This window comes from Paraburkholderia oxyphila NBRC 105797 (assembly GCF_000685075.1).
Lineage (GTDB): Bacteria > Pseudomonadota > Gammaproteobacteria > Burkholderiales > Burkholderiaceae > Paraburkholderia > Paraburkholderia oxyphila.
Genome location: NZ_BAYD01000003.1, coordinates 234,729 through 256,731 on the forward strand (window position 1 = coordinate 234,729; position 22,003 = coordinate 256,731).

The 22,003-nt window shown below is 66.4% G+C and carries 16 protein-coding genes; 4 read left to right on the plus strand and 12 right to left on the minus strand.

Annotated features, from left to right (window positions below; translation table 11 throughout):
• Positions 1-13: 13 nt before the first annotated feature.
• Together BO1_RS02690 and BO1_RS02695 are read right to left on the minus strand one after the other, a co-directional pair.
• On the minus strand, positions 14-1,483 hold the full coding sequence (locus BO1_RS02690) for an N-acyl-D-amino-acid deacylase family protein (protein WP_028216231.1): 1,470 nt from the start codon (positions 1,481-1,483) through the stop codon (positions 14-16).
• Positions 1,484-1,571: 88 nt separating this feature from the next.
• The gene (locus BO1_RS02695; RefSeq protein ID WP_028216232.1) at positions 1,572-2,540 is read right to left on the minus strand and encodes a MurR/RpiR family transcriptional regulator; all 969 of its coding nucleotides are present in this window, start codon (positions 2,538-2,540) and stop codon (positions 1,572-1,574) included.
• Positions 2,541-2,744: 204 nt separating this feature from the next.
• Between BO1_RS02695 and BO1_RS02700 the strand changes: the two genes are divergently transcribed.
• A complete protein-coding gene (locus BO1_RS02700) occupies positions 2,745-4,031 on the plus strand; it encodes an amino acid deaminase (protein WP_028216233.1) in 1,287 nt (428 codons plus the stop codon).
• Positions 4,032-4,135: 104 nt separating this feature from the next.
• On the opposite strand, the gene BO1_RS02705 is transcribed toward BO1_RS02700, so the two are convergent.
• Positions 4,136-4,609 (minus strand): MarR family winged helix-turn-helix transcriptional regulator, encoded by a 474-nt coding sequence (locus BO1_RS02705; protein ID WP_028216234.1) that lies wholly within the window; start codon positions 4,607-4,609, stop codon positions 4,136-4,138.
• A gap of 99 nt (positions 4,610-4,708) precedes the next feature.
• Positions 4,709-6,304, minus strand: coding sequence for an MDR family MFS transporter (locus tag BO1_RS02710; protein WP_028216235.1), 1,596 nt, complete (start codon positions 6,302-6,304; stop codon positions 4,709-4,711).
• 110 nt (positions 6,305-6,414) lie between these two features.
• Between BO1_RS02710 and BO1_RS02715 the strand changes: the two genes are divergently transcribed.
• Complete coding sequence (locus BO1_RS02715) at positions 6,415-7,281, plus strand: EcsC family protein (protein ID WP_028216236.1); 867 nt, start codon at positions 6,415-6,417, stop codon at positions 7,279-7,281.
• Here the strand turns inward: BO1_RS02715 and BO1_RS49410 are convergent.
• The 3 genes from BO1_RS49410 to BO1_RS02730 all read right to left on the minus strand — a co-directional run bounded on the left by BO1_RS49410 (position 7,251) and on the right by BO1_RS02730 (position 10,232).
• Positions 7,251-8,285: an alpha/beta hydrolase gene (locus tag BO1_RS49410; protein ID WP_063744658.1), complete on the minus strand. Its 1,035-nt coding sequence runs from the start codon at positions 8,283-8,285 to the stop codon at positions 7,251-7,253. The two genes, BO1_RS02715 and BO1_RS49410, sit on opposite strands and share 31 nt — an antisense overlap.
• Before the next feature lie 124 nt (positions 8,286-8,409).
• Complete coding sequence (locus tag BO1_RS02725) at positions 8,410-8,844, minus strand: CHRD domain-containing protein (protein ID WP_028216237.1); 435 nt, start codon at positions 8,842-8,844, stop codon at positions 8,410-8,412.
• 245 nt (positions 8,845-9,089) lie between these two features.
• Positions 9,090-10,232, minus strand: a complete 1,143-nt coding sequence (locus BO1_RS02730; RefSeq protein ID WP_028216238.1) for a porin — start codon at positions 10,230-10,232, stop codon at positions 9,090-9,092.
• Between the two features lie 478 nt (positions 10,233-10,710).
• Between BO1_RS02730 and BO1_RS02735 the strand changes: the two genes are divergently transcribed.
• Positions 10,711-11,652: a LysR family transcriptional regulator gene (locus BO1_RS02735; protein WP_028216239.1), complete on the plus strand. Its 942-nt coding sequence runs from the start codon at positions 10,711-10,713 to the stop codon at positions 11,650-11,652.
• Between the two features lie 241 nt (positions 11,653-11,893).
• Here the strand turns inward: BO1_RS02735 and BO1_RS02740 are convergent, their stop codons facing one another.
• From BO1_RS02740 to BO1_RS49415, 5 genes are all read right to left on the minus strand, one after another.
• On the minus strand, positions 11,894-16,624 hold the full coding sequence (locus BO1_RS02740; RefSeq protein ID WP_245643688.1) for an ATP-binding protein: 4,731 nt from the start codon (positions 16,622-16,624) through the stop codon (positions 11,894-11,896).
• Between the two features lie 20 nt (positions 16,625-16,644).
• Positions 16,645-17,385 (minus strand): aquaporin, encoded by a 741-nt coding sequence (locus BO1_RS02745; RefSeq protein WP_043283575.1) that lies wholly within the window; start codon positions 17,383-17,385, stop codon positions 16,645-16,647.
• Positions 17,386-17,748: 363 nt separating this feature from the next.
• Positions 17,749-18,429 (minus strand): response regulator, encoded by a 681-nt coding sequence (locus BO1_RS02750; protein WP_028216242.1) that lies wholly within the window; start codon positions 18,427-18,429, stop codon positions 17,749-17,751.
• A 95-nt stretch (positions 18,430-18,524) separates the two neighbouring features.
• Positions 18,525-19,172 (minus strand): response regulator transcription factor, encoded by a 648-nt coding sequence (locus BO1_RS02755; RefSeq protein WP_028216243.1) that lies wholly within the window; start codon positions 19,170-19,172, stop codon positions 18,525-18,527.
• Between the two features lie 273 nt (positions 19,173-19,445).
• A complete protein-coding gene (locus BO1_RS49415; protein WP_043283577.1) occupies positions 19,446-20,798 on the minus strand; it encodes an MFS transporter in 1,353 nt (450 codons plus the stop codon).
• Between the two features lie 193 nt (positions 20,799-20,991).
• Between BO1_RS49415 and BO1_RS02765 the strand changes: the two genes are divergently transcribed.
• A complete protein-coding gene (locus tag BO1_RS02765) occupies positions 20,992-21,897 on the plus strand; it encodes a LysR family transcriptional regulator (protein ID WP_028216244.1) in 906 nt (301 codons plus the stop codon).
• The last annotated feature ends 106 nt before the right edge of the window (positions 21,898-22,003 follow it).

Below are 22,003 nucleotides of genomic sequence, written 5' to 3' on the forward strand. Positions count from 1 at the left end.
TGACGCGCTTTACCTAGAACGCCTGTGCATCGCGCGTGCCCCGCGCAACGAAGTGTCCCGCGCGCTCGCCCGTCGGCTGGCCGTCGCGGTACGAGAGCACGCCGTTCACCCACACCGCGTCGATGCCTTCGGCCACCTGCTGTGGCTTCTCGAAGGTCGCGGCGTCGCGCACCTTCGCCGGATCGAACAACACGAGGTCGGCGTGCCAGCCCACGTGCACCTCGCCGCGCTGTGTGAGGCCAAAGCGCCGCGCCGACAAGCCCGTCATCTTGCGCACCGCCTCTTCGAGCGGCAGCAGCGCCACATCGCGCGCGTAGTGCCCGAGCACGCGCGGGAACGCGCCCCACAGGCGCGGGTGCGGCAGCGGGTCGTTCGGCAGGCCGTCCGAGCCCACCATGGTCGCGGGATGCGAGAGGATGCGGCGCACGTCGTCCTCGAACATGTTGTGATAGACCGCGCCGGCCGGCTGCAAACGCTTGCCGGCCTCCTGCTGCGAGACGCCCCATTCGGCCGCGATGTCCTTGATGAGCTTGCCCGCCTGCTCGGGATGCGGCGTCGACCACGTGATCGTGATGTCGATGTCGCCCGTCACCTGCTTGAGGTCCAGCGTGGACGAGCTGCGGCTATACGGATAGCAGTCGCAGCCCACCGGCTGATACTTGCGCGCGCCTTCGAGCGACGCGAGCACTTCCGCGCTGCGCCCCCAGTTCGAGGGCCCCGCGCACTTCAGATGCGAAATGACGACCGGCACGCGCGCGTGCTTGCCGATGTGATACGCCTCGTCCATCGCTTCGAGGATCGCGTCGAACTCGGTGCGCATGTGCGTCGTGTAGAGCGCACCGGCCGCGGCGAGCGGCTCGGCAAGCGAGGCGACTTCCTCGGTCGAGGCCGCGAAGGCGTTGCCATAGGCGAGCCCGGTGGAGAGCCCGAGCGCGCCGTGCGCGAGCGCCTCTTCGAGCTGCGCGCGCATCGCTGCGATCTCGTCACCGGTGGCGGCGCGCTTGAGATCGTCCATATGGTTGTTGCGCAGCGCCGTATGGCCGATCAGCGCGCCCACGTTCACCGCGGGCCGCACCGCGTTTACGGCGTCGACATAGGCCGCGAAGGTCGGGTACTGGAACGCATCGCGCTCGCCGAGCAGGTTCATCGGATCGGGAGGCTCACCCCTGAGCGACACCGGCGAAGCGCTGATCCCGCAATTGCCGACGATCACCGTCGTTACCCCCTGGCTGATCTTCGGCAGCATCTGCGGCGAGCGGATCACGTGCGTGTCGTCGTGCGTGTGCACGTCGATGAAACCCGGCGCGAGCGCGCGCCCGTTGGCCTCGATCACTTCCTCCGCGAGCCAGTTCGACAGATTGCCGATGGCGGCGATGCGGCCGTCACGCAGCGCGACGTCGCGCTCGACGCTCGGCGCGCCCGTGCCGTCGTAGAGCGTGGCGCCGAAGATCAGGGTGTCGGCAGCTTCCGGATGCGAATGCATGGCTTGTTCTCCTGTCGATCCGGAGCGTGTGCTCCGGTCCCGTCCAATGTTGTCGATCTGGTCAATCGGCTCAATCTGCTCAATCTGCTCAATCGCCGAGCGGTTGGCGCGCGCCCCCGCGTCCGGCAATACCGCGATGCGTGTCGAGCGTGAGCTTCATGCGGCGCAGCAATTCGCGGCTCGCTTCGGGCTGCGCGAGCGCAAGCTCCGTCACGAGCACGTCCAGCGCCATCATCATCGCGTAACGCGATGACGACGGCTTGTAAATGAAATCGGTCTCGCTCGCGACGATCGGCACGAGCCAGTCGGCGAGCGCGGCAAGCGGCGACGCCGGCGCGGTGAGCGCCACCAGCTTCGCGCCATAGCCGCACGCGATGCGGCACGCATCGAGCAGCTCGGGCACGCGCCCGGTCACGGAAAGCGCGACTACCACGCAATCGGGCGAGAGCGTGCTCGCAACCATGCGCTGCAGCAGGCTGTCCTGATACGACGCCACGGGCCGGCCGAGGCGCACGAGGCGAAAGCGCATTTCGTCGGCGAGCGCGCTGGAGCCGCCGCCCATGCCGAACACATAGATCATGCGCGCCTGGGCCAGCGCAGCGGCGGCCTCGGCGAACGGCGCCTGGCGCAGCAGTTCGTGGTTGCGCGCGAGCGCGGCATGGATTTCGTCGTAGACCCGCGTGGCAAGCGCGTCTTCGGCGGGCGCCTGCGCGCCTTCTCCGCCACGCGCTTTGCCTCGCCCGCCCTTACCCGTGCGCGAGCCGCTGCCATCGTCCGGCGCGGCGCGCAAGAAGCGCTCGCCCACGGCGGCCGCCTGAGCAAGCCGCAGCTTGAGCTCGCGCACGTCGTGGCAACCCACCGCCTTCGCGAAGCGCGTGACGGAGGCCACGCTGACACCCGCGCGCCGCGCCAGCTCGCCGATGCTCGCGCGCGCGGCGGCGGCGAGGTCGTCCAGAATCAGGGCGGCGACATCGCGCTCGGCCGGACGCAGATCCGGCACGCATTGCGCGATTCGGGCAACGATATCGAAACGACCCGGTTCGGCGGCGGAATTCATGAAGGGCGCAAAGTGCTTAACGTAGGGCTCAACCTGGGGCTCAGGACAGCAAGTGGATGAACCAGCGCCGAAACGCTGTTAATAAATAACATTTCCCGAAGAGATGGTACTTTGTGTACTATCTCCGAGTCAACGCCGAACCTGCGATACACGCGCAGTTTCCCTGCAGGCAGGCGCAATGGAGAGTAGATGGAGCGAACGGAAATGAAAGTTACAAACTATCAGAGTGCGACGATCGACCCGAACAGCAAGGGCCTCGGCAACCTGCCGGGCGCGAGCGTGCCGCTGGGAGACGCGTCACGCCTCGAGTGGAATCTGCTCGCCGAGGACGTCAGCCTGCCGGCGGCGGTCCTCTACGCCGACCGCGTCGAGCATAACCTCAAATGGATGCAGGAGTTCGTCACGCGCTACGGCGTGAAGCTCGCGCCGCACGGCAAGACCACGATGGCGCCGCAGCTCTTTCGCCGCCAGATCGACACGGGCGCATGGGGCATCACGCTCGCCACGGCGCACCAGACGCGGGCCGCGTATCGCGGCGGCATCACGCGCGTGCTGATGGCGAACCAGCTCGTCGGCCGCCACAACATGGCCATCATCGCCGAGCTGCTGAGCGATCCCGACTTCGAATTCTTCTGCCTCGTGGATTCGGTCGAAGGCGTCGAGCAGCTCGGCGAATTCTTCCGCGCCTCGCGGCGCACGCTGCAGGTGCTGCTCGAACTGGGCGTGCCGCGCGGGCGCACCGGCGTGCGCGATCCGGATACGCGCCGCACCGTGATCGACGCGATCGCGCGCTATCCCGACTCGCTCAAGCTCGCGGGCGTGGAGATCTACGAGGGCGTCCTCAAGGAAGAAAGCGAGGTGCGCACCTTCCTGCGCGACGCCCTCAATGTCACCGAGGAGCTCGCCGCGGCGGGCAAGTTTGCCCGCACGCCTGCGCTGCTCTCGGGCGCGGGATCGGCATGGTACGACGTGGTGGCCGAGGAATTCGCGAAGGCCACACAGGCGGGCACGATCGACGTCGTGCTGCGCCCCGGCTGCTATCTCACCCACGACGTGGGCGTCTACAAGCAGGCGCAGTCGGAGATCCTCACGCGCAATCCGGTCGCGCGTGAGATGGGCGTGGCGCTCCTGCCGGCGCTGCAGCTGTGGGCCTGCGTGCAGTCGATTCCGGAGCCGGGCCGCGCGATCATCGGCTTCGGCAAGCGCGACGCCGCGTTCGATGCGGGCTTTCCGGAGCCGAGCCGCCACTATCGTCCTTCGAGCGGCGCGGGCAGCATGCCGCGCGAGATCGCCGCGAGCGAGGGCTGGGAAATCTTCCAGATGATGGATCAGCATGCCTATCTGCAGATCCCGGCCGGCGCGGACATCAAGGTCGGTGACATGATCGGCTTCGACATCTCGCACCCCTGCCTCACGTTCGACAAGTGGCGCCAGGTGCTGATGGTCGACGGGCAATATCGCGTGACGGAAGTGATCGAAACGTTCTTCTGATCGTTCTGCCGTTCGATCGACGGCGTATGACACGCGGATGCGTACCGGCCAGGCGCTTGCAGTCTGGCCGTGCCCGATCCGCTTCCTTTTACGGGGCCCGCTCTTTACGTCCCGTCCTTCGCTTCGGCGCTCGCGGCCATTTCGGCTTGCGCAGCCACCGCCACACCGATGCGCTCCTCCATCATCCGCAACGCCCCCGAAAGCGCCGTGAGCGCGTCATCGGGCAGCGACATGGTCTGGTTCAGGAACGCGTTGCGCCGCGGCAGGCCCGCCTCGACGGCCTCGTGCCCCGCCGGCGTGAGCTGGACGTTGGTGATGCGGTTGTCGCGCGCGTCCGTGCTGCGCGCGATCCAGCCGAGCGCCTCCAGCGACTTCAGTTGCCGCGTGAGCGCACCCGGATCCACGCGCAGGCGCTCGACAAGCCGCTTCTGCGACGACTCGCCATTCTGGTCATGTAGCGCGAGCAAAATGCGCCAGCGCGGCAACGGATGCCCCACCTGCGCCTCGAACGCCGACATGAACGTGCGATAAGTGCGCCCGAATTGCTGGACGATCGCGATGCGGTCCTGTGTTTCCATGCTGTGTCTTCCTGCCTGTCTTCCTGTCTCTGGCGGCGTGCCTTGCGTGCCTCACTGCCTTTCTCTGCATATAGTGCGCTGGCCGCGCGGCGCTCGCGCTCAGTCAGCGTGGATCACGGGCTCGACCTTGCGCTGCAGCTTGATGGGCGGCACGCGGCGCGTGCGCCAGATCGACACGACCGCGATGACCGCGGCCACCGCAATGCCCAAATGAATCGCACCCACCAGCGCCTCGCGCGCGGCTTCCAGCAGCGGCGCGCCATTGTGCCCGGCCTGCGCGAGTTCGCCAATGAGCGCGTGCTGCGCGTCTCGATTGATGAGAATCTGCGGGTCCGAGAGCTGGGAGAACCAGTGCATCGCATGATCGGCATCCAGCGCCTTCTGAACGCCGCTCGTGTAGAGCTGCGTGACCATCGTGCCGGTCAGCGCCGTGCCGAACATCCCGCCGATCATGCGCAGCGATTGCAGCAGCGCCGTGGCGATGCCCAGATGCTCGCGGCCCGCGGTCTGCTGCGCGAACACCGTCAGATTGGGCATCACGAAGCCGAGCCCGAGGCCGCCCACGATCATGACCGCCATCAGCAGCGCGTGCGGCGTGTTGTGCGAGGCGAGCGCGACCGCGAAGCACGCGAACGCGAGCATCGAGAAGCCGATGTAGAGCATCTGGTTCGGGTTGCGGATGCGCGAGACGATGCGCCCGTTCGCGATGCTGCCGATCGTGATGAACACCACGAGCGGCGTGATGACCATGCCCGCCTCGTTCGGCGTCATGCCGAAGCCGCCCTGGAACAGCAGCGGCGCATAGAACAGCAGCGAGAACATCGTGAAGCCGCCCAGCACCGCCAGCGTGAAGAGCGCATTGAGGCTCGCGTTGCGGAACATGTCGACGGGCAGGATCGCCTGCGGGCAGCGCCGCTCCCAATGCCAGAGCGCCCAGCCCGCGGCCCCGGCCAGCGCGAGCAGTCCGAGTGCGGAGAACGTCACGCCGTGCTGCGGCAGCCGCTCGACGAACAGCTGCAGGCTGCCGAGCGTCACGGCGATGAGCAGCGCGCCGGGCCAGTCGAGCCGCATGCGCTCCTTGTGCGCCACATGGCGCAAATGCGGCAGATAGCGCCAGACGAAGACGAGTGAAAGCAGCCCGACCGGCAGGTTCACGTAGAACACCGAGCGCCAGCCGCAGTACTGCGTGAGAAAGCCGCCAAGCGAAGGCCCCACCGCGTTGGCGATGCCGAACGCCGAGCTCATCAGCACCTGCCATTTCAGGCGCACGACCGAATCGGGAAAGAGATCGGGAATGCAGGCGAACGCGGTGCCCACCAGCATGCCGCCGCCGATGCCCTGCAGGCCGCGCGCGAGCACGAGGAACATCATGCTGTTGGCCGCGCCGCACAGCACCGAGGCCCCGGTGAAGACGACGATCGACGCGATCACGAACGGCTTGCGACCGTAATAATCGCCGAGTCGCCCGAAAATGGGGACGGTGATGACCGAGGCCAGCAGATAGGACGTGGCGACCCACGCGTAAAGCTCGAAGCCGCGCAGTTCGGCGACGATGGTCGGCAGCGCAGTGCCGACGACAGTCTGATCCAGCGCGACCAGCATGGTCACGAAGGAAATGCCGAGCATCGCCATCAGCGATTCCCGGAACGGCAGCACCTGCCCGCTTGAGTGATGGGCGGCAGTATGGACGGCCATTTTTTGATCCCGCAACGATTGATACGTCAAATAATTGAAATCATAGCACGGTGCGATCCTCTACACTGGGCGTCGAGCGGCAATTGCCGAACCGTTTTTCCGGGAGATTTATGGGGTCACATACCGATTTTTCCGAAGCCGATCTCGCCGCGCTCAGGCACGCGAAGCACGAGCTGGAAACGCCGCCGCTCGGCATGAAGCTCGCCGCGATCGTGGGCGCGCCGGTCGAGAAGCTGATCGCGAAGCTCCCCGGCGCGGCGAACGACAAGGTCAACGACGCGACCCAGGCGGCGCTGCGCAAATGCCTGCAGATTGCGCTCAAGACACTCGGCAAACAGGCCGAGGGCACGCTGGAGATCGCCGGTGCGGGTGCCATTGGGGCGGCAGCGGGCTCGAAGCCAGGTGCAAGGCCGAGCAACCTGCTGCACAAGTTCGCGGTGGCCACGACGGGCGCGGCGGGGGGCGCGTTCGGCCTGTTCGCGCTGCCGGTCGAGCTCCCCGTCACGACGACGCTGATGTTCCGCTCGATCTGCGATATCGCGCGCAGCGAAGGCGAAGACCTCGCGAGCGCCGACACCCAGCTCCAGTGCCTGACCGTATTCGGCATGGGCGGACGCTCGGCCACCGACGACGAAGCCGACTTCGGCTACTTCATCGTGCGTGGCGCGCTCGCGCAGGCGGTATCGAAAGCTTCATCGGAAATGGCGACCAAGGGCTTCGCCGCGCACGGCTCGACCGCATTGCTCAAGCTCATGCAAACCGTGGCCGCGCGTTTTTCCGTGCAGGTCAGCGAGCAGGTGGCCGCGAAGTCGATTCCGGCCATCGGCGCGGTACTCGGCGCCATGGTGAACACGGTGTTCATCGATCACTTCCAGAACGTCGCGCACGGCCATTTCACGGTGCGCAAGCTCGAGCGCCGCTATGGCGAGGCCGCGGTGCACGCGGCCTACGACGGGCTCGACGTTGCGCTCGATTGAGCCGCGCGCTGCGCATTCGATTGCGCATCCGCCCCGGGTCCCGCCTGCCCGTGCACGGACCGCTGCGAGCGGGCACTGTCGTCGGCCGTCGTCACGCGCTTCACGAAGTGCGCGGAGTCGTCGAGCGCCCGCCGCGCCTCGGGCATGAACGGCGCGTAAATCGGCCAGACATGCGGCAGATCGCGCTCGATCCCGCACTCGACGCTCACGCCTGCCGCACGGGCGCGCTGCGCGACCCGACGCGTATCGTCGAGCAGCGTCTCGGTGCTGCCCGCCAGCATGAAAAGCAGCGGCAAGCCGTGCAGGTCGGCGTAAAGCGGCGAGGCATAAGGATCGGTCGCGCTCGCCGCGCCCAGGTAGAGCGGCGCAATGCGCGCGAATACGTCGCCGCAGAACATCGGGTCGCGACCGTCGTTTTCGTGAATCGACGCGCCAGTGACCGCCAGGTCGGTCCACGGCGAATAGAGCACGGCGCCGGCCGGCAGCGGATCGCCAGCGTCGCGCAATGCGACGAGCGTAGCCAGCGCAAGCCCGCCGCCCGCCGAGTCGCCCGCGATCACGAGCGACTGCGCAGGCGCGCCGTCGGCCAGCAAGCGACGGTAGGCGGCCAGTGCGTCATCGAGCGCCGCTGGAAACGGATGCTCGGGCGCGAGACGATAGTCGAGCGAAAAGAGGTCCGCCTCGGCGCGCGCGGCGAGGCCGAACGCGATTGCACGGTGCGTCTTCGGCGAGCAGAAGTAGTAGCCGCCGCCATGCAGATAGAGGATCGTGCGCGGCGCCCCGCCTTCACGCACGAACCATTCGCCACTCAATGGAGCATCGGAAGCGTCGGGAGCGCCCGCAACGCGATACTGCTCGCGCAATTGCCAACCCTTGGGTACCGGAGGCAGCCACACGCGCTTCGCAGTTTGCGCGCGCACGCGTGCGACGTCGATGGGCCCGCGCGTCGCCGGAAGAAAGCGGCGGCGCAAGAACCAGCATATCAACCTGCCTTGCAGACTCATGGAGTATGGGCTCCTCGCACCGCGCTTTGCCCTCGGACGCATCGCCATCGACATGACGCGCGCCCACGCGCTCATCAAGCACTCACGCGGTGCTCAACCCAGGCGACGCGCAACCCGCCGGTGCTCAATTCGCCGGCAGCACCTGGCCGCGAATCTCGCCAGACGGGTTCTGTTGCGTATGAATGTTGAAATACCACTGGCCACCCATCAGATCGGTGACCTGCTTTTCGTTGAGGGTTGCGGAACCCTTGATCGGGCTGGCGAGTTCATCCTTCGGAATCCCCACCTGCACGCCTGCGTTCTGGCCGACCGGCGCGGGTCCGTGAAAATGCGCGGCCACCACCGGGCCCGACAGGCCTTCGTAAGTAATGGTCCAGTTCAGCGATTTCGTGGATGTGTCGAACGTCGCATTGACCATGCCGTGCCCCTGGCTCACACGCGGCGGCACTTCGCTGGAAGGTTCGAGATCGGCCTTCAGCGCGACAGTGTCGGCGAACGCGGCGCTGGAAGCAAGAACACACAGAGCGAGAGCAAACTGCAGCGGACGAAGCGCTTTCATGGGTTTTCTCCGTTTGTTGTGACGCGCTGCACCATCAGGCGACAGCCGCCTCGTCACATGCTAGAGCAAATCCGATAAAAGCGTCCGATACGACATGACGAACGGTAGCGAAGGCTTCAGACGAAAAAATGACAGGCGAAAAAAAAGAGCGCCGGGAGCGGCGCTCTTAACCCAAGTACTACCTTCTACTACTTCACTTCTTGATTGATTCCACGACCCGGCCTGGCGCCGGGCCGCCCGCCTCATTAGAAGCGGTGACGGATACCCGTCGTGACGATGCCCTGGTTCTTCGACGACGAGAAGTTGTTCGAGCCCTGGTAGCCGACCTGCGTGATGCCGACGGCGTTCTCGCCAGCACCCCACATGCCGACGCCTTCGAGATAGACGTCGGTGCGCTTCGAGAGCGCGTAGTCGGCCTGCAGCGCGAACTGGTGCCAGTGCGCCGAGTTGCTGCCGTTCGCGTCGAGCATCGAGCCGTTCGCGTTCGTGTACGTGTACATCGCGCCGATGCCGAGCGCCGGCGTCAGGTTGTAGCGCGCGTTGGCTTCGATGTTGTTGAAGCGCACCGAGTTGCCGAACGAGTCGTTCAGGCGCGACTGCGTGAACACGACGCCGCCCACCAGCGGACCGTAGGTGTAGCTTGCACCTGCACCCCAGTTGCGCTGACGGTTGTTCACACCGACACCGCCGATGACGCCATTGCCCGCACCGAACGCGCTGACGAGCGGCGAGCCCTGGACCGCACCGGTACCGCCGGCGTCCGCGCCATTGACCTGCGTGTAGGCCGCACCGAGGCGCAGACCTTCGAACGCGTAGCTCATACCGGCGCTATATGCGCGGTTGACCGCGAAGCCGTTGGCGTTGTTCGAGAACGCATAGAGGCCGCCAAACTGGAAGCCCGACAGATTCGGACTCGTGTACTTGACCGAGTTGTTGAGCGAGAACGTGCCGTTGAGGTCATCGTTGTCCATGAGGTGGGCCATGTAGTTGCCACCCCAGGTGCCGACCGCCGTCAGCGGGCCGACGTAATCGATCATCGAGTCGAACTGACGACCGAGCGTGAGCGTGCCGTAGTTCTGATGCGTGAGGCCGACAAACGACTGCCGATTGAACAGGCCGCCATTCTGCTGGCCGTTCGCGACGTTGAAGCCGCTTTCGAGCGTGAAGATCGTCTTCAGGCCGCCACCGAGATCTTCCACGCCGCGCAAGCCCCAACGGCTTGCCTGAATGTTCCCGCTCGTCAACGCGTAGTTAGCGTTGTTGTTCACGTTGGTCGTGTACGTAAAACCGGCATCGACGATACCGTAGAGCGTCACGCTGCTTTGCGCGTATGACGCCGATGCGAATGTCGCGGCGACTGCGGCCGCAATAGCGAGACTCTTTTTCATAGACTTCCTTCGATGCAAAGCCTTTCGGCAAAAAGTGGACGCCGCGGCCGGCGTCATGCCGGCTCGCTTGATCCCTTGGCACCGCAAACACAGCGCCGCATTGATATGCAGGCCAAAGTTTATGGTCGTCACTTTCAAGGCGGCCATCCCGTGCTATGGCAAAAGCCTTTTCGAAGAAGTCGAATGCTTCAGCGATACACCCCGCAATCGCTTGACCGTCAAAGCGTCCGCTCAATCTTGAATTCCCGTGCATGGGCAAGGATCGCGCTATATCCCGATATAGCGTTGCCATGAGGCAACACCGTCAATTCGAGACAAATAGCGGTTTCGGAACTGTCTCATTCCCTGGGGCAATCCCTGTCGGTACTATCCGGCAACGCTCGCGCCGCATTCCTGCGTCGAGCGCCGTCCATGCGCGGGCTAACCTCGCCCCTACGCTGTAAATCCCGCCTGTTCCATGTCGATGCGTCCCAAAACCATGAATCAGCTCCAGGCGATGCGCGTGTTCGTGAGCGTTGCCGAACACGGCTCATTCGGCCGCGCCGCGGCGAGCCTCAATCTTTCGAACGCCGTAGTCACGCGCTATGTCGCGCTGCTCGAGGCGCATCTCCATACGCGCCTCATCAACCGCAATACACGCAGTATTTCGCTGACCGAAGCAGGCAGCGCGTATGCCCAGGCATGCCGACACATGCTCGAAGATCTGGAACGCGTTGAAACGCAGATCGCACACGGCGTTTCCGTGCCCTCGGGCACACTGCGCGTGGTCGCGCATGCGTCGTTCTCGCTGCACGACCTCACACCGCTGCTCAAGCAGTATCTCGCCGCATTCTCGCAAGTCAGGCTCGCGCTCACGCTGCTGCACCGCCCCGTCGACCTGATCGAAGAAGGCTACGACGTCGGCATTGTGGCGCCGCGCCAGGTGAGCGGCGGCACGTTGATCCGGCGTCCGCTTGTCATCGTCACGCCGGTCGCGGTCGCTGCGCCGGCCTACCTCGACGAGCACCGCGTGCCCGAGCGTCCGGGCGATCTCGTGCACCATACGCTGCTCGCACCGTCCACCGACATTCACGGCAACGAATGGCATTTCGCGAGCGCCAAAGGCGTGCGCGAGCTGGTGCGGATCGAGCCGGCCTATGCCGTCAATAATTCGGTGATGCTCCGTCAGGCCGCGCTCACCGGCATGGGCATCACGATCCTGCCGGCGAGCCAGGTGGCCACGGATCTGGCGCAAGGTTCGCTCGTGCGTGTGCTTGCCGACTACGACATTCGCGACGCCGACAAGGAGCTCTCGCTGGTCTATCCAGGGCGGCGCCACGTGCCCGCGAAAACACGCTCGTTCGTCGACTTCACGGTCGACTGGTTCCGCAATCAGGAGGCTACTCGCCAGACGATTATCGATACATCCGGTAATAATTAATTGATCGTTTTTGTCTCGATTTCTGACGGCGTGCGAACTATGCTTCTTTTTGCGAGAAGTGACTCTTCATCGAAGGGTCTCCAAGCTTGAGCGCGGCTTCGGCCGCGTTTTTTTTCGCCTGCTGCTTACCCGCGGTCCGGGCGGCTCAAACTCAGGCCTCCAGCAGACCTCGGCGAACTCTCGTTCTTTTCTGGCAAAACTGCCAGTTTCGCGTTCGACCAGGATGCGATGAATGCGTGCTTCAGCCGAGCAGCGCGGCCTGTTGCTCGATGCCGTCGAGCATCGCGTGACAGGTGCGTATGAGCGCAAACCCCTCCTCGCGCAATTGCTGCGGCGTATGACTGTTCATGTGACGACGCCAGGTTTCGAGCACCTTGAGCAGCGCCGGATAATGCAGCACACCCACCGCACCCGCGAGCCGGTGATGCCATTCGCGCAGGCGCGCGATATCGACGTCCTCCAGCAGTTGCGGCAGCGCATCCAGATCGTCGCGCATCGCGCTGACGAACGAGCCCAGCAAGGTCTTCACCGTCGCCTCGCTGCCCCACACCTGGATCATATGCGCGAGGTCGAGCGGATCGGTCACGGCCGCCACGCAGGACTCGCCGCCGTCGTCGGGTAGCGCAGCCGCGTCGCACGTCACGGCGCTGGCGACCTGGCTCGGCAGCGCGTGCTCGTGCGCCGTGCGAAGCGCGTTCTCTGCGCCGAACCAGCGCGCGAGCTGATCGCGCAGCGTCGCGACGCGCGTGGGCTTGATGAGGCAGTCGTCCATGCCCGCCTCACGGCACAGGCGCAAGTTCTCGGGCGCCGTGTTCGCCGTAATGCCGAGAATCGGCAGGCGCGGCACGCTGCACGCGGCCTTGCCCGTCTTGCGTGCTTTGCCCGTCCCGGCCGCTTCGATCTCGCGCACGCGCCGAGCGAGGTCATAGCCCGAGACGTTCGGCATATGGCAATCGGTGATCAGGCAACCGTAGTGTTCCTTCGCCAGCGCATCCAGCGCCTGTGCGCCATCGTCGACCACGTCGCACGCGAAGCCGAGCAGCGCGAGCTGATGACGGATCAACTCCTGATTCACGGGGTGATCCTCTGCGACGAGAATCAGGCGCCCCGTCGCACGCTCCTTCTCGCGATCCGGTGCCGCGAGGACGGCTTCCGCCGCGTGCGCGGGCCGCGCCGCGACCGCGGGCAGGCCGGTAAGCGCCATCGCACAAGCCGCGCCGAGACCCCGCCACGAAAGCGGGTTGACGCTCACCCGCACCCCGCTCTCCACCACCCGGTAGCCACTCGGCTTGGGATTGTCCGTCAGGCGGATGACCGGTATGCCATGCCCGTCGAGCGCCCCCGCGAGCGCTTCCGCGACGAACACGAGATCGACGCCGCCGTGCACCGCGAGCTTGCGCATCGCGGCAAGTACGCGCGGGCCGGATTCGAGACGCGTCATCTTCATGCCGAGCGAGACGCCGAAATGCATGAGCGCGCCGGCAACGCGCGCATCGTCGCAGATCACGAGCGCGCGCTTGCCGCGCAAGGCGTTCGCGTGACCGGCCTGCGCTTCGAGCGGCAATTCGATATGCAGTGTGAGACGGGTGCCCCGGCCGACTTCGCTGTGCAGCTCGAGCGTGCCGCCCATCAAGGCCGCGAGCTTGCGGCTGATCGTCAGGCCGAGCCCCGTGCCGCCGAAGCGCCGCGTAGTCGAGGTCTCCGCCTGCACGAACGGCTCGAAGAGCTGGGCCTGCGCTTCGGGCGCGATGCCGATGCCCGTATCGGACACCGTAATGGCGACACGCTGGCGCGGTGGCTTGCCGCGCGCGCCCGCCACGTCGCGCGCCGCCACGCTCACGCTCACTTCGCCGTGCGGCGTGAACTTGATCGCGTTGCTGAGCAGATTGAACAGAATCTGCCTCAGGCGCACGCTGTCGCCGCGCAGCAGCGCCGCCACGCCAGCCTCGACGCCCACGCGCACCTTGAGCCCCTTCTCGTGCGCCCGTCCCGCGAGCAAGCCTACGGCGTTGTCGACGAGCTCGCGCATGTCGAACGGCTCGGACGCAATCACGAGGCGCCCGGCCTGGATCTTCGAGTAGTCGAGCAAATCGTCGAGGATCTGCAGCAGCGCGCCGGCCGATTCGTGCACCATGCCGACCATCTGCGTCTGATCGGGATTGAGCGGCGTGCGCTCGAGCACCTCCACGAGACCGAGCACACCGTTCATGGGCGTGCGGATCTCGTGGCTCATCATCGCGAGGAAGTCGTCCTTGGCGCGCGACGCGGCCTCGGCAAGGTCGCGTGCGCGCGCGAGCTCGTCGGCGCGTGCATGCTCGACGTTCGCGTCCACGGCGTAGCCGCTCCAGACGACCGCGCCATCTTCCGTGCGGCGCGGCACGAACTCCGCGCGCACCCAGAGCAGCCCGGCCGCGCCGTGAAAGCGGAACTCGGTGTTCACCGGCATGAGCAGGCGCGCCGAGCGCTCGAGCGCCGTAGCAAGCCGCGCGCGGTCGTGCGGATCCACGCGCGCGAGGTCGAGCGAGCGCGCTCGCATGAGTTGCGTGACGGCGTCGCCGAGCAGGCGCTCCGTGTCGCCTCCGAGGTACGGAAACGCGTAGCGGCCATCCGGCCCGCGCCGCAACTGGAACACGATCGCGGGCAGCGAGCGCGTGACATCCGAGAGCAGCCGCTCGGAGGCGCGCGCGCGCATTTCGGCGCGGCGAATCTCGGTGATGTCGATCATCGTGCCGAGCACGCACAAGGGCGCGCCGCGCGCATCGCGGCACAGGCGCGTCCAGAAAATGCCGTGGCGCTTCTCGCCGTCGGCGGCACCGGTTCCGCCGGTGCACCCTGTGCCGCCGGGGCCATCGAACGCGAACTCGACGCGCTGGCCCTTGCCCTCTTCCACCGTCTTTTTATAGAGTTCTTCCACGCGCTGGCTGTTTTGCTCGCCCCACGCGGCCACCGCGGCACCGGTACGGCCAAGCACCTCGCTGCGGCGCACGCCGGTCATCTCTTCGTATGCGCGGTTGACCGCCAGGTAGCGATTTTCGAGGTCGCGCACGCCAAGCGGATACGGAATCATCTCCGTCATGGTGTCCTGCAGCTCGACTTGCTTCGCGAGCACCTGTTCGGCACGCCGGCGCCGGCGCATTTCGCGCTGCAGGAGCACATAGGCGCGCAGCGTGATGAGCAGCACCACGCCAAACGCGATCAAGAGCGGCAGGAGCCGCAGCGCATTGACGCTCCACCCGCCGCTACGCTCGGCGGCCACAGCCGTCCAGTGGTTGCGGATCTCTTGCTGCTCGACGGGTGACATCGCGTCGAGCGCGCGATCGATGAGCATCTTGAGCGGTGCCAGGTCGGTGCGCACCGCAAAGGCCGTCGCTCCATCCGTGCCGATCGCGCCCACCACCTTGAGCGTTTCGAGGTACTGGCGGCTGAGCGGTCCGTCGAGTGCGGCAGCATCGCCCACCAGCACATCGGCGTCGTTGCGCTGGACCATCGCGAGCCCTTGCGCAAGCGTGGCGGCACGCAGCACGCGAACGGGCTGTGCCGCGCCAAACAGCACGTGCACCGCCGGCGCATGCGGCGCCAGCACCACGCGGCGCTCGACGTAGTCGTTCAGGCTGCGCGCCATCGGCTCGTCGCGGCGGCCGACGATCACCAGTGGATAGTGTTCGAAAGCCTGGGTATAGAGCGTGGTGTCGGGTAACCCGCCATCGTCCACCATGGTTGCGAGCAGGGCGAATTCGCCACGCTGGAACGCGCTGTCCGCATCCGGCCAGTTGGTCACCGGCACGCGCTCGAACGTCACGCCCAGCTTGCGGCTCAGATAATCGAGGTAGTCGTTCGCCATGCCCGAGGTAGATCCGCGTCGGCTCGCGTAGCTGAAGGGCAGCCAGCCCGCGTCGAAGCCAACCCGCAACGGCGGCAGCGAGCGCAGCCACGCGCGCTCGCCGGCGTCGAGATCGAACGGCGGCGAACGCAGCTGCGCGCCGTGTCCGGCGCCCTCGCTGCCGTCGAGCCAGCGCGCGCGCAGCGCAGCCGCGACCGTCGGGCGCACGCCGCCCGCGGCCACGTTCAGCTGATCGCGCAGCGCGACCTTGGAGACCGGCACCGCAAAGCGCAGCTCGCGCACCTTGATGCGCTCCTCGTAGGCGACGCGCAGCCCGCGATAGGCGTCATGGTGAATGAGCTGATAGCGCACGGCCGGCGCGAAACCGGCGTAGACATCGGCGCTGCCCTGCGCGACGGCGTGCATCGCAGCGGCCGTGTTCGTGAACGACAGAATTTCCGCCTGAGCAAAGCGTTCGCGCAATAACGGCTCGAGGACATAGCCGTTTTCGACGGCAATGCGCGCACGGTCAAAGCGGCGCGCCGTGGTGGCGATCGCCTCGTTGCCCACGCGCGTAACGAAGGCGACGTTGCCGCTCAGATAAGGCACGGTGAACGAGAGGCAGCGCTCGCGCTGCGGTGCGCGCGCGAGGCTCATGACCACGTCGATTTCGGCTGCGCACGCGCCCGCGAGCAAGGCGCTCATATTGGGGTAGACGCGCGGCACGAGCCTCACCTGCGAACCCACGACGAGTCGCAGGTAGTCGGCGCTGAAACCGCTCAGCGTGTTGCCGTCGAGCACTTCGAGCGGGGGCCACCCGCCCGCGACAACGCCGACCGTGAGCACCGGAGGAAAACCGCCCGAGTCGGCCGCCCGGGCCGCGGAAGCGGCCACCGGTCCGGATCGGGGCAGCGCGGACCCAGCCGGTGCACCAGACTCTGCCGCCTGCGCTTGCCCCGCGTGCGCAAGCGCGCCCACCGTCACACAACCGAGAACGCACGCCAGCAGCGCAAAACGGAGCCATTGCGCGAGCACCGGCGCAAGCGGGCGGCAGGTCCAGGGCCAGACGAAACGCGAACGCAACGACGAACGGCGCGGCAATCGTTGCGGCACACCTGGAGCCATCTGCGGGACGGGCAACGTCACTTTCATAAAGGCGTCGGGTGCGCCGCTCAAGCGTCGCCGAGCGCCCCGTCCGCGCTCACATTCGGACGCACGCGACGTCGGATCGACAGCCTGTGACAGACGCCTGCCATCATGCCGCCCAGCATCGGCGCCGCCCAGAAGAGCCAGAGCTGATCGAGCGCCCAGTCGCCGACAAATAGCGCGGGGCCCGTCGAGCGGGCCGGATTCATACCGCCGTTGCTCACAGGAATCGCGATCAGGTAGATGGCCGCGAAGCACGCCCCGAGCGCGGCGGGCGCCGAAGCACGACGTTGTGGCGAACCCGACACGACGAGATGGACGAACACGAATGCGAACGTCATGATCCATTCGACGGCAAACACCGCGGCGAATGCGTACTCGGAAGGCGAATGCTCGTCGTAGCCATTGCTGCCGAAGTCGGACACCACGAAGGCGAAGCCCGGCCGGCCTGACGCGACGGCGGCGAGCAGCGCGGCGCCCGCGAGCGCACCCGCGGTCTGCGCGGCGACATACGGTGCGACATCGCGAGGGGGAAAGCGGCCGGAAATGGCGTAGCCGATGGTGACAGCGGGATTGAAATGCGCGCTCGACAGGCGCCCCGAAGCGTAATTCGCGACGGCGAGCGCAAGGCCGAAGGCGGTGGCCATGTCGAAGACGTTCCAGCCCTGCGCAGGCGCGCTTGCGTTGAGCGCGGCGCTCGCACAGCCCACGAACACGAGCCACGCAGTGCCTGCGCCTTCAACTGCCAAACGCCTACCGAGCTTCATCGCCTTGCCTCCGTGCCCTGCCGATGCGACCTGCAAACCGGTGCGCAACCCTTTTGCAGGCCTACGTGCAGAGCGGCTCGCCAGCGATATCAGAGGCGGGATCGAATGAGAGTCGCGCTGTCCGACTATTCGCGCGTCGAATGAGAAATTATGATCAGACGAGTCTCATCGCCGGATAGGACAACTCTTAAAAGTCGGACAGCGTCGCAGGACGCAGCGCAAGGAATTCCTACAGACGCCCCCATGCGCCGCCCGTCGGATCCGCGCGAATGGCCCCGGGAAGTTGCGAGCGGCGCGCGCCAATGGCCGCGGAGAAACAGACGGACCGCGCGCGCAACAGCCGTGACGCGCGCGGTGCCTTCGTCAGGCCGTCTCGTCCTGGACGACACCGCACTCGATCGCGAATCGATACAGCTCGATGTCACTGTTGAGCGAGAGCTTTTTCATGGCCGCGCACTTCTGCGCGCTGATGGTCTTGACGCTGCGCCCGAGCAGGCCGGCAATTTCGGTCACGCCGAGTCCCGCCGCATAGTGGGTGAAGACTTCGAACTCACGCCGCGACAGCACCTGGTGCACATGCGCGCGCCGCTGCGCGCGCGACGCCTTTTCCAGCAGGTCGCGCACGACGGGGCCGACGTATTGCTCATGCGCCATTGCCGAGGCGATGGCGACAGGAATCAGGTCGATGCGGTCGCGCTTGCTCAGCACCGCCTCGACCTCGAGCTCGATCGCACTGCGCAGCGCCGCAGCATCGTTCTCCATGGTGAGCACGACGATGGGCTTGCCCGCATGCTCGGTCTGGAAGCTGCGGATCGCGTCATGCCCTTCCTCACGTCCTTCGCCCGGCATGTAAAGATCCATCAGCACGAGATCGAATTCATGCCGCGCGGCTTCCTGAAAGAGTTGCGCGACCGATTGCGCACGCGCGACGATCCGCACGTTCGGCAACGTGGCGATCAGATTGTCGAGCGCGAACAGCACGAGCGGATGATCGTCCGCGACGATGACACGCACGGGTAGCGTCCTGTCGTCCACGTCTGGCAGCGCAAGCTCCTGCAGACTGCGCACGCCGCTCTCGCGGCCGAACCCGGACGTCAGGTGTGCTGGCCAGACACGGGCCTGAGTGGTCGACGGCGAGTTCATAGGAGTCCGTGGGCTCGCACGAAGGCGAAAAGGCCAGCATCGTTGTTCACGCCGAGCTTCGCCATGGCGTCGCGCTTCTGGCGGCTCACGGTGCGCACGTCGCGATCGAGCGCGCGGGCAATTTCCGTGATCGTACGGCCATGAACGAACTGCCTGACCACTTCCGATTCGCGCGGCGACAGACGCGGCACGCGCGTGCTCTCCGGACGCTCCGCGCCTGCGGCAGCCAGTTCAGCGAGGATCGGGGGGCTCACATAGCGCAGGCCGCTGCCCGCGCCGCGCACCGCGCCAGTGAGTTCGTCGATGGGCTCGCTCTTGCGGATGAGCGCGGTGACACCCGTGTCCATCACGGCACGCAGGATGGCGACGTTCGTGATGCTGGTCAAGACGACGATGCGGCATTTCGCCCAGTCGCGGCACAGGCGCCTCACGAGATGCAAACCGTCTTCCGCATCGCCTGTGTCGCACGGCATGGTGAGGTCGGTCAGCACGATGTCGCACGGCACGCATTCGAGCGTGCGCAAGAGCGAGCTCGGGCCGGACGCTTCGCCGACCACCTGGATGTCTCCCGCAGCCTCGAGCGCCGAGCGAACGCCCAGTAAGACGAAGGGGTGATCGTCGGCAAGGACGACTCGTAGTTTCAAGTTGGCTCTCTCTCGATGTGTAGGGATATCGGATCGGCCTATGCGTGCCCGATCTTTCAGCCGGGCTCACGAGGGCTTGTTGCGCGAAGCGTATTGCTTCTGGAGCCGTCATCTGAACATCGATTAAAGATTCCCTGAATCAGAGATTTCCGAAACGTCAAACCTCCTTTAACCGCAGATTTTGATTCAGTTATGCCAATCAAATCAGAGATTTCTTGAGCGAGTACGCCGTGGACCTTACGGCATGTCGGACTATGCCGCAGGCGGCGACGGTCAAACCGTCGCCCCTGCACGCGCTTGCCGCTTTGGCTTGTGCGAAAGCACGACCATTTCGACGGTGGCATCTGTCGGACCTGGCGCGCGCGCAAAGGCGGGCCACGCCAGCGCCGCACATGCGGCCGCGGCAAACCAGACAGCGGGCCAACCGGATACTGATAGCAGCATCGGAATCGCCGAAGGCGCGAGCCAGAATGCCAGGAAGGCGCCGGTGTTGCCCATCGCAAGCGCGGTCCCCACGCGGCCATGACCCGCAAGCGTGGCCAACTCGGTGAAAGCGACGCCGTGCCATGCCGAAGCCGCGATGCCACCCAGCACGAGCAGCGCGACGAGCACAAAGCGCACGAAACGGGCGTCGCCCAGCAGCGGGAGCGCATGCGCGGAGTGCGTCACGTGCGCAAACAGCGCTGTCGTTGCAGCGAGCCACGCGAACAGCGCAACGCTGACCGCGGCACACGCGCGCAGATACGCATTGAGATTGCCGCGCCGGTCGGTCCAGCGTCCGCTCCAGACGCGCATGCACGCCGCGCCCAATTGCACTGCCACGAGCGCCGCACCGGTCGCGGCGCTGCCTGCATGGCCGAAGTCGTGCAGGAACACGCTTGCGAACGAGATCACGGCGACTTGCGGCATGCACAGCGCCGCGATGCCGCCCACCATGCGCCAAACCTGAGCGCTGCGCAACGGCGAGTGCGCGCGCGGCATGTCGTGCTGTCCTGCGCGCGCTGGTGCGCGCAGCGCGGATGCTTCCGGCTCGCGCACCCAGCATATCGTCAGGAATGCCGACAAAATGCACAATGCCGCGAGCGCGCCGTAGACCCATGCGAAACCTGCGTGTGCGGCCAGTGCCGGCAGCAACAGTGCGCCGACGCCCGCGCCAGCGGGCACGGCGGTCTGCCGGATGCTCATCGCGAGACCGCGCTCGCCGGGGCCGAACCAGGCCATGACCGCGCGCCCGCTCGAACCGTTGACGCTACCGCCGAGCAAGCCGATGGCAAGAAAACCGGCCCCAAGCGCATGCGCGCCAGGCACGTGCGCCGCCTCGGGCACGCACCAGGCCGTCATGGCGACCAGCGCCGCCGCCGTCGAACCGAGCCCCGTGAGCAGCACGCGCCGGTCGCCCCATCGGTCGGTGAGCAGCCCCCACGGTAATTCACTGAGGACGATCCCGAGTCCGAGCATGCCGAGCAGCAGTCCGAGCGTGCCGGTATCGATACGGTAATCCGAGCGGATCCACACCGCCGTCGCCGGGATACCCGAGAAAGCCGCAGCGAAGCTGGCGTTCGCCGCCACGCCAACACCCAGCACCTTCCAGCGATGCGACGCTCCCCGCTTCTTCACGTCCTTCATGATGGCCTCCAGAAAAGGATTGACTGCCGTCATGCTACGAGCGCACCATCTATCGGCAAAGCGGGAATATTCAATCGATATGATCGGAAAATCCGAAACATCGTGCCGCTATTGAAGAACCTTCGGCGGGGCCTCCTGTTCGACATCGTCGATGCATCTCGCCGCCGTCGGCACCGGCATTGAACCTCACGATATGAACGCACGCGGACTCGACCTCGCGCAGTTGCGCACCTTTCTCGCCGTCACGGAGGCGGGCAGCGTCTCGGGCGCCGCGGAGCGCGTATTTCTCTCGCAATCTTCGGTGAGCGAGCAGCTGAAGAAGCTGGAAGAGCGCATCGGCCAGCCGCTCTTCGTGCGCAGCAAGCAGGGCGTCGCGCCCACGCCGGCGGGCACGAAGCTCGTCGATCACGCGCGCCGCATCGTGGCGATGTGCGACGCCGCGTTCGACGACATGCTCGGGCGCTCGCTCGACGGCGAAGTGCGCCTCGCCATCACCGACTACTTCCGGCCGCACGACGTGGCCGCGATCATCCGGCGCTTCGCGAGCCAGCATCCACGCCTGCGGCTGCATGTGACCGTGTTGCCGAGCGCCGTGATCGAGAGCAGCGCCGAAGACGACGCCTTCGACATCGGTCTCGCCCTGCGCATCGTGGACACGCGCGGCAAGCGCAGCGAGGCAAAAGCAGACAAGGCCGATGCGCGCAGGAGCCCCGCGATCCGGCGCGAGCCGTTGCTGTGGGTCGGTGCGCGCGAGACGCTGCGCGAGCATGCGGCGCTCGCACCGCCCTGGCCACTCGTGCTGCTGCCCGCCACGTGCCAGTTGCAGCGCTATGTCGTGAAGCTACTCGAGCGCGCGCGCATTCCGTATCTGATTTCGCATTCGGCGTCGGGCGTCGCCGGTTTGCAGCTCGCGCTGCAGGCGGGTCTCGGGATTTCCTGTCTGAACGAATCGGCGCTCGGCGAGGGGCTCGTGGCCTGCCCTGCGTCGTTCGGCTTGCCCGCGCTGCCGGCGGCTGAATTCCACCTGCTGCCGGGGCGCCCAGGCGAGAGCGCGCACGTGACGAACGCGCGCGCGGCGCTCGCGGCATTGCTCGGCTAGCAGGCGGCGCGGCGCACGTTTGTCCGACGCGCTGTGCCGGCCGGTGCGCGAAGCGCCTGGACCATGCGTGCGAGCAGCCCGCGCAGCGAGCCGCGCGCCGCAGCCC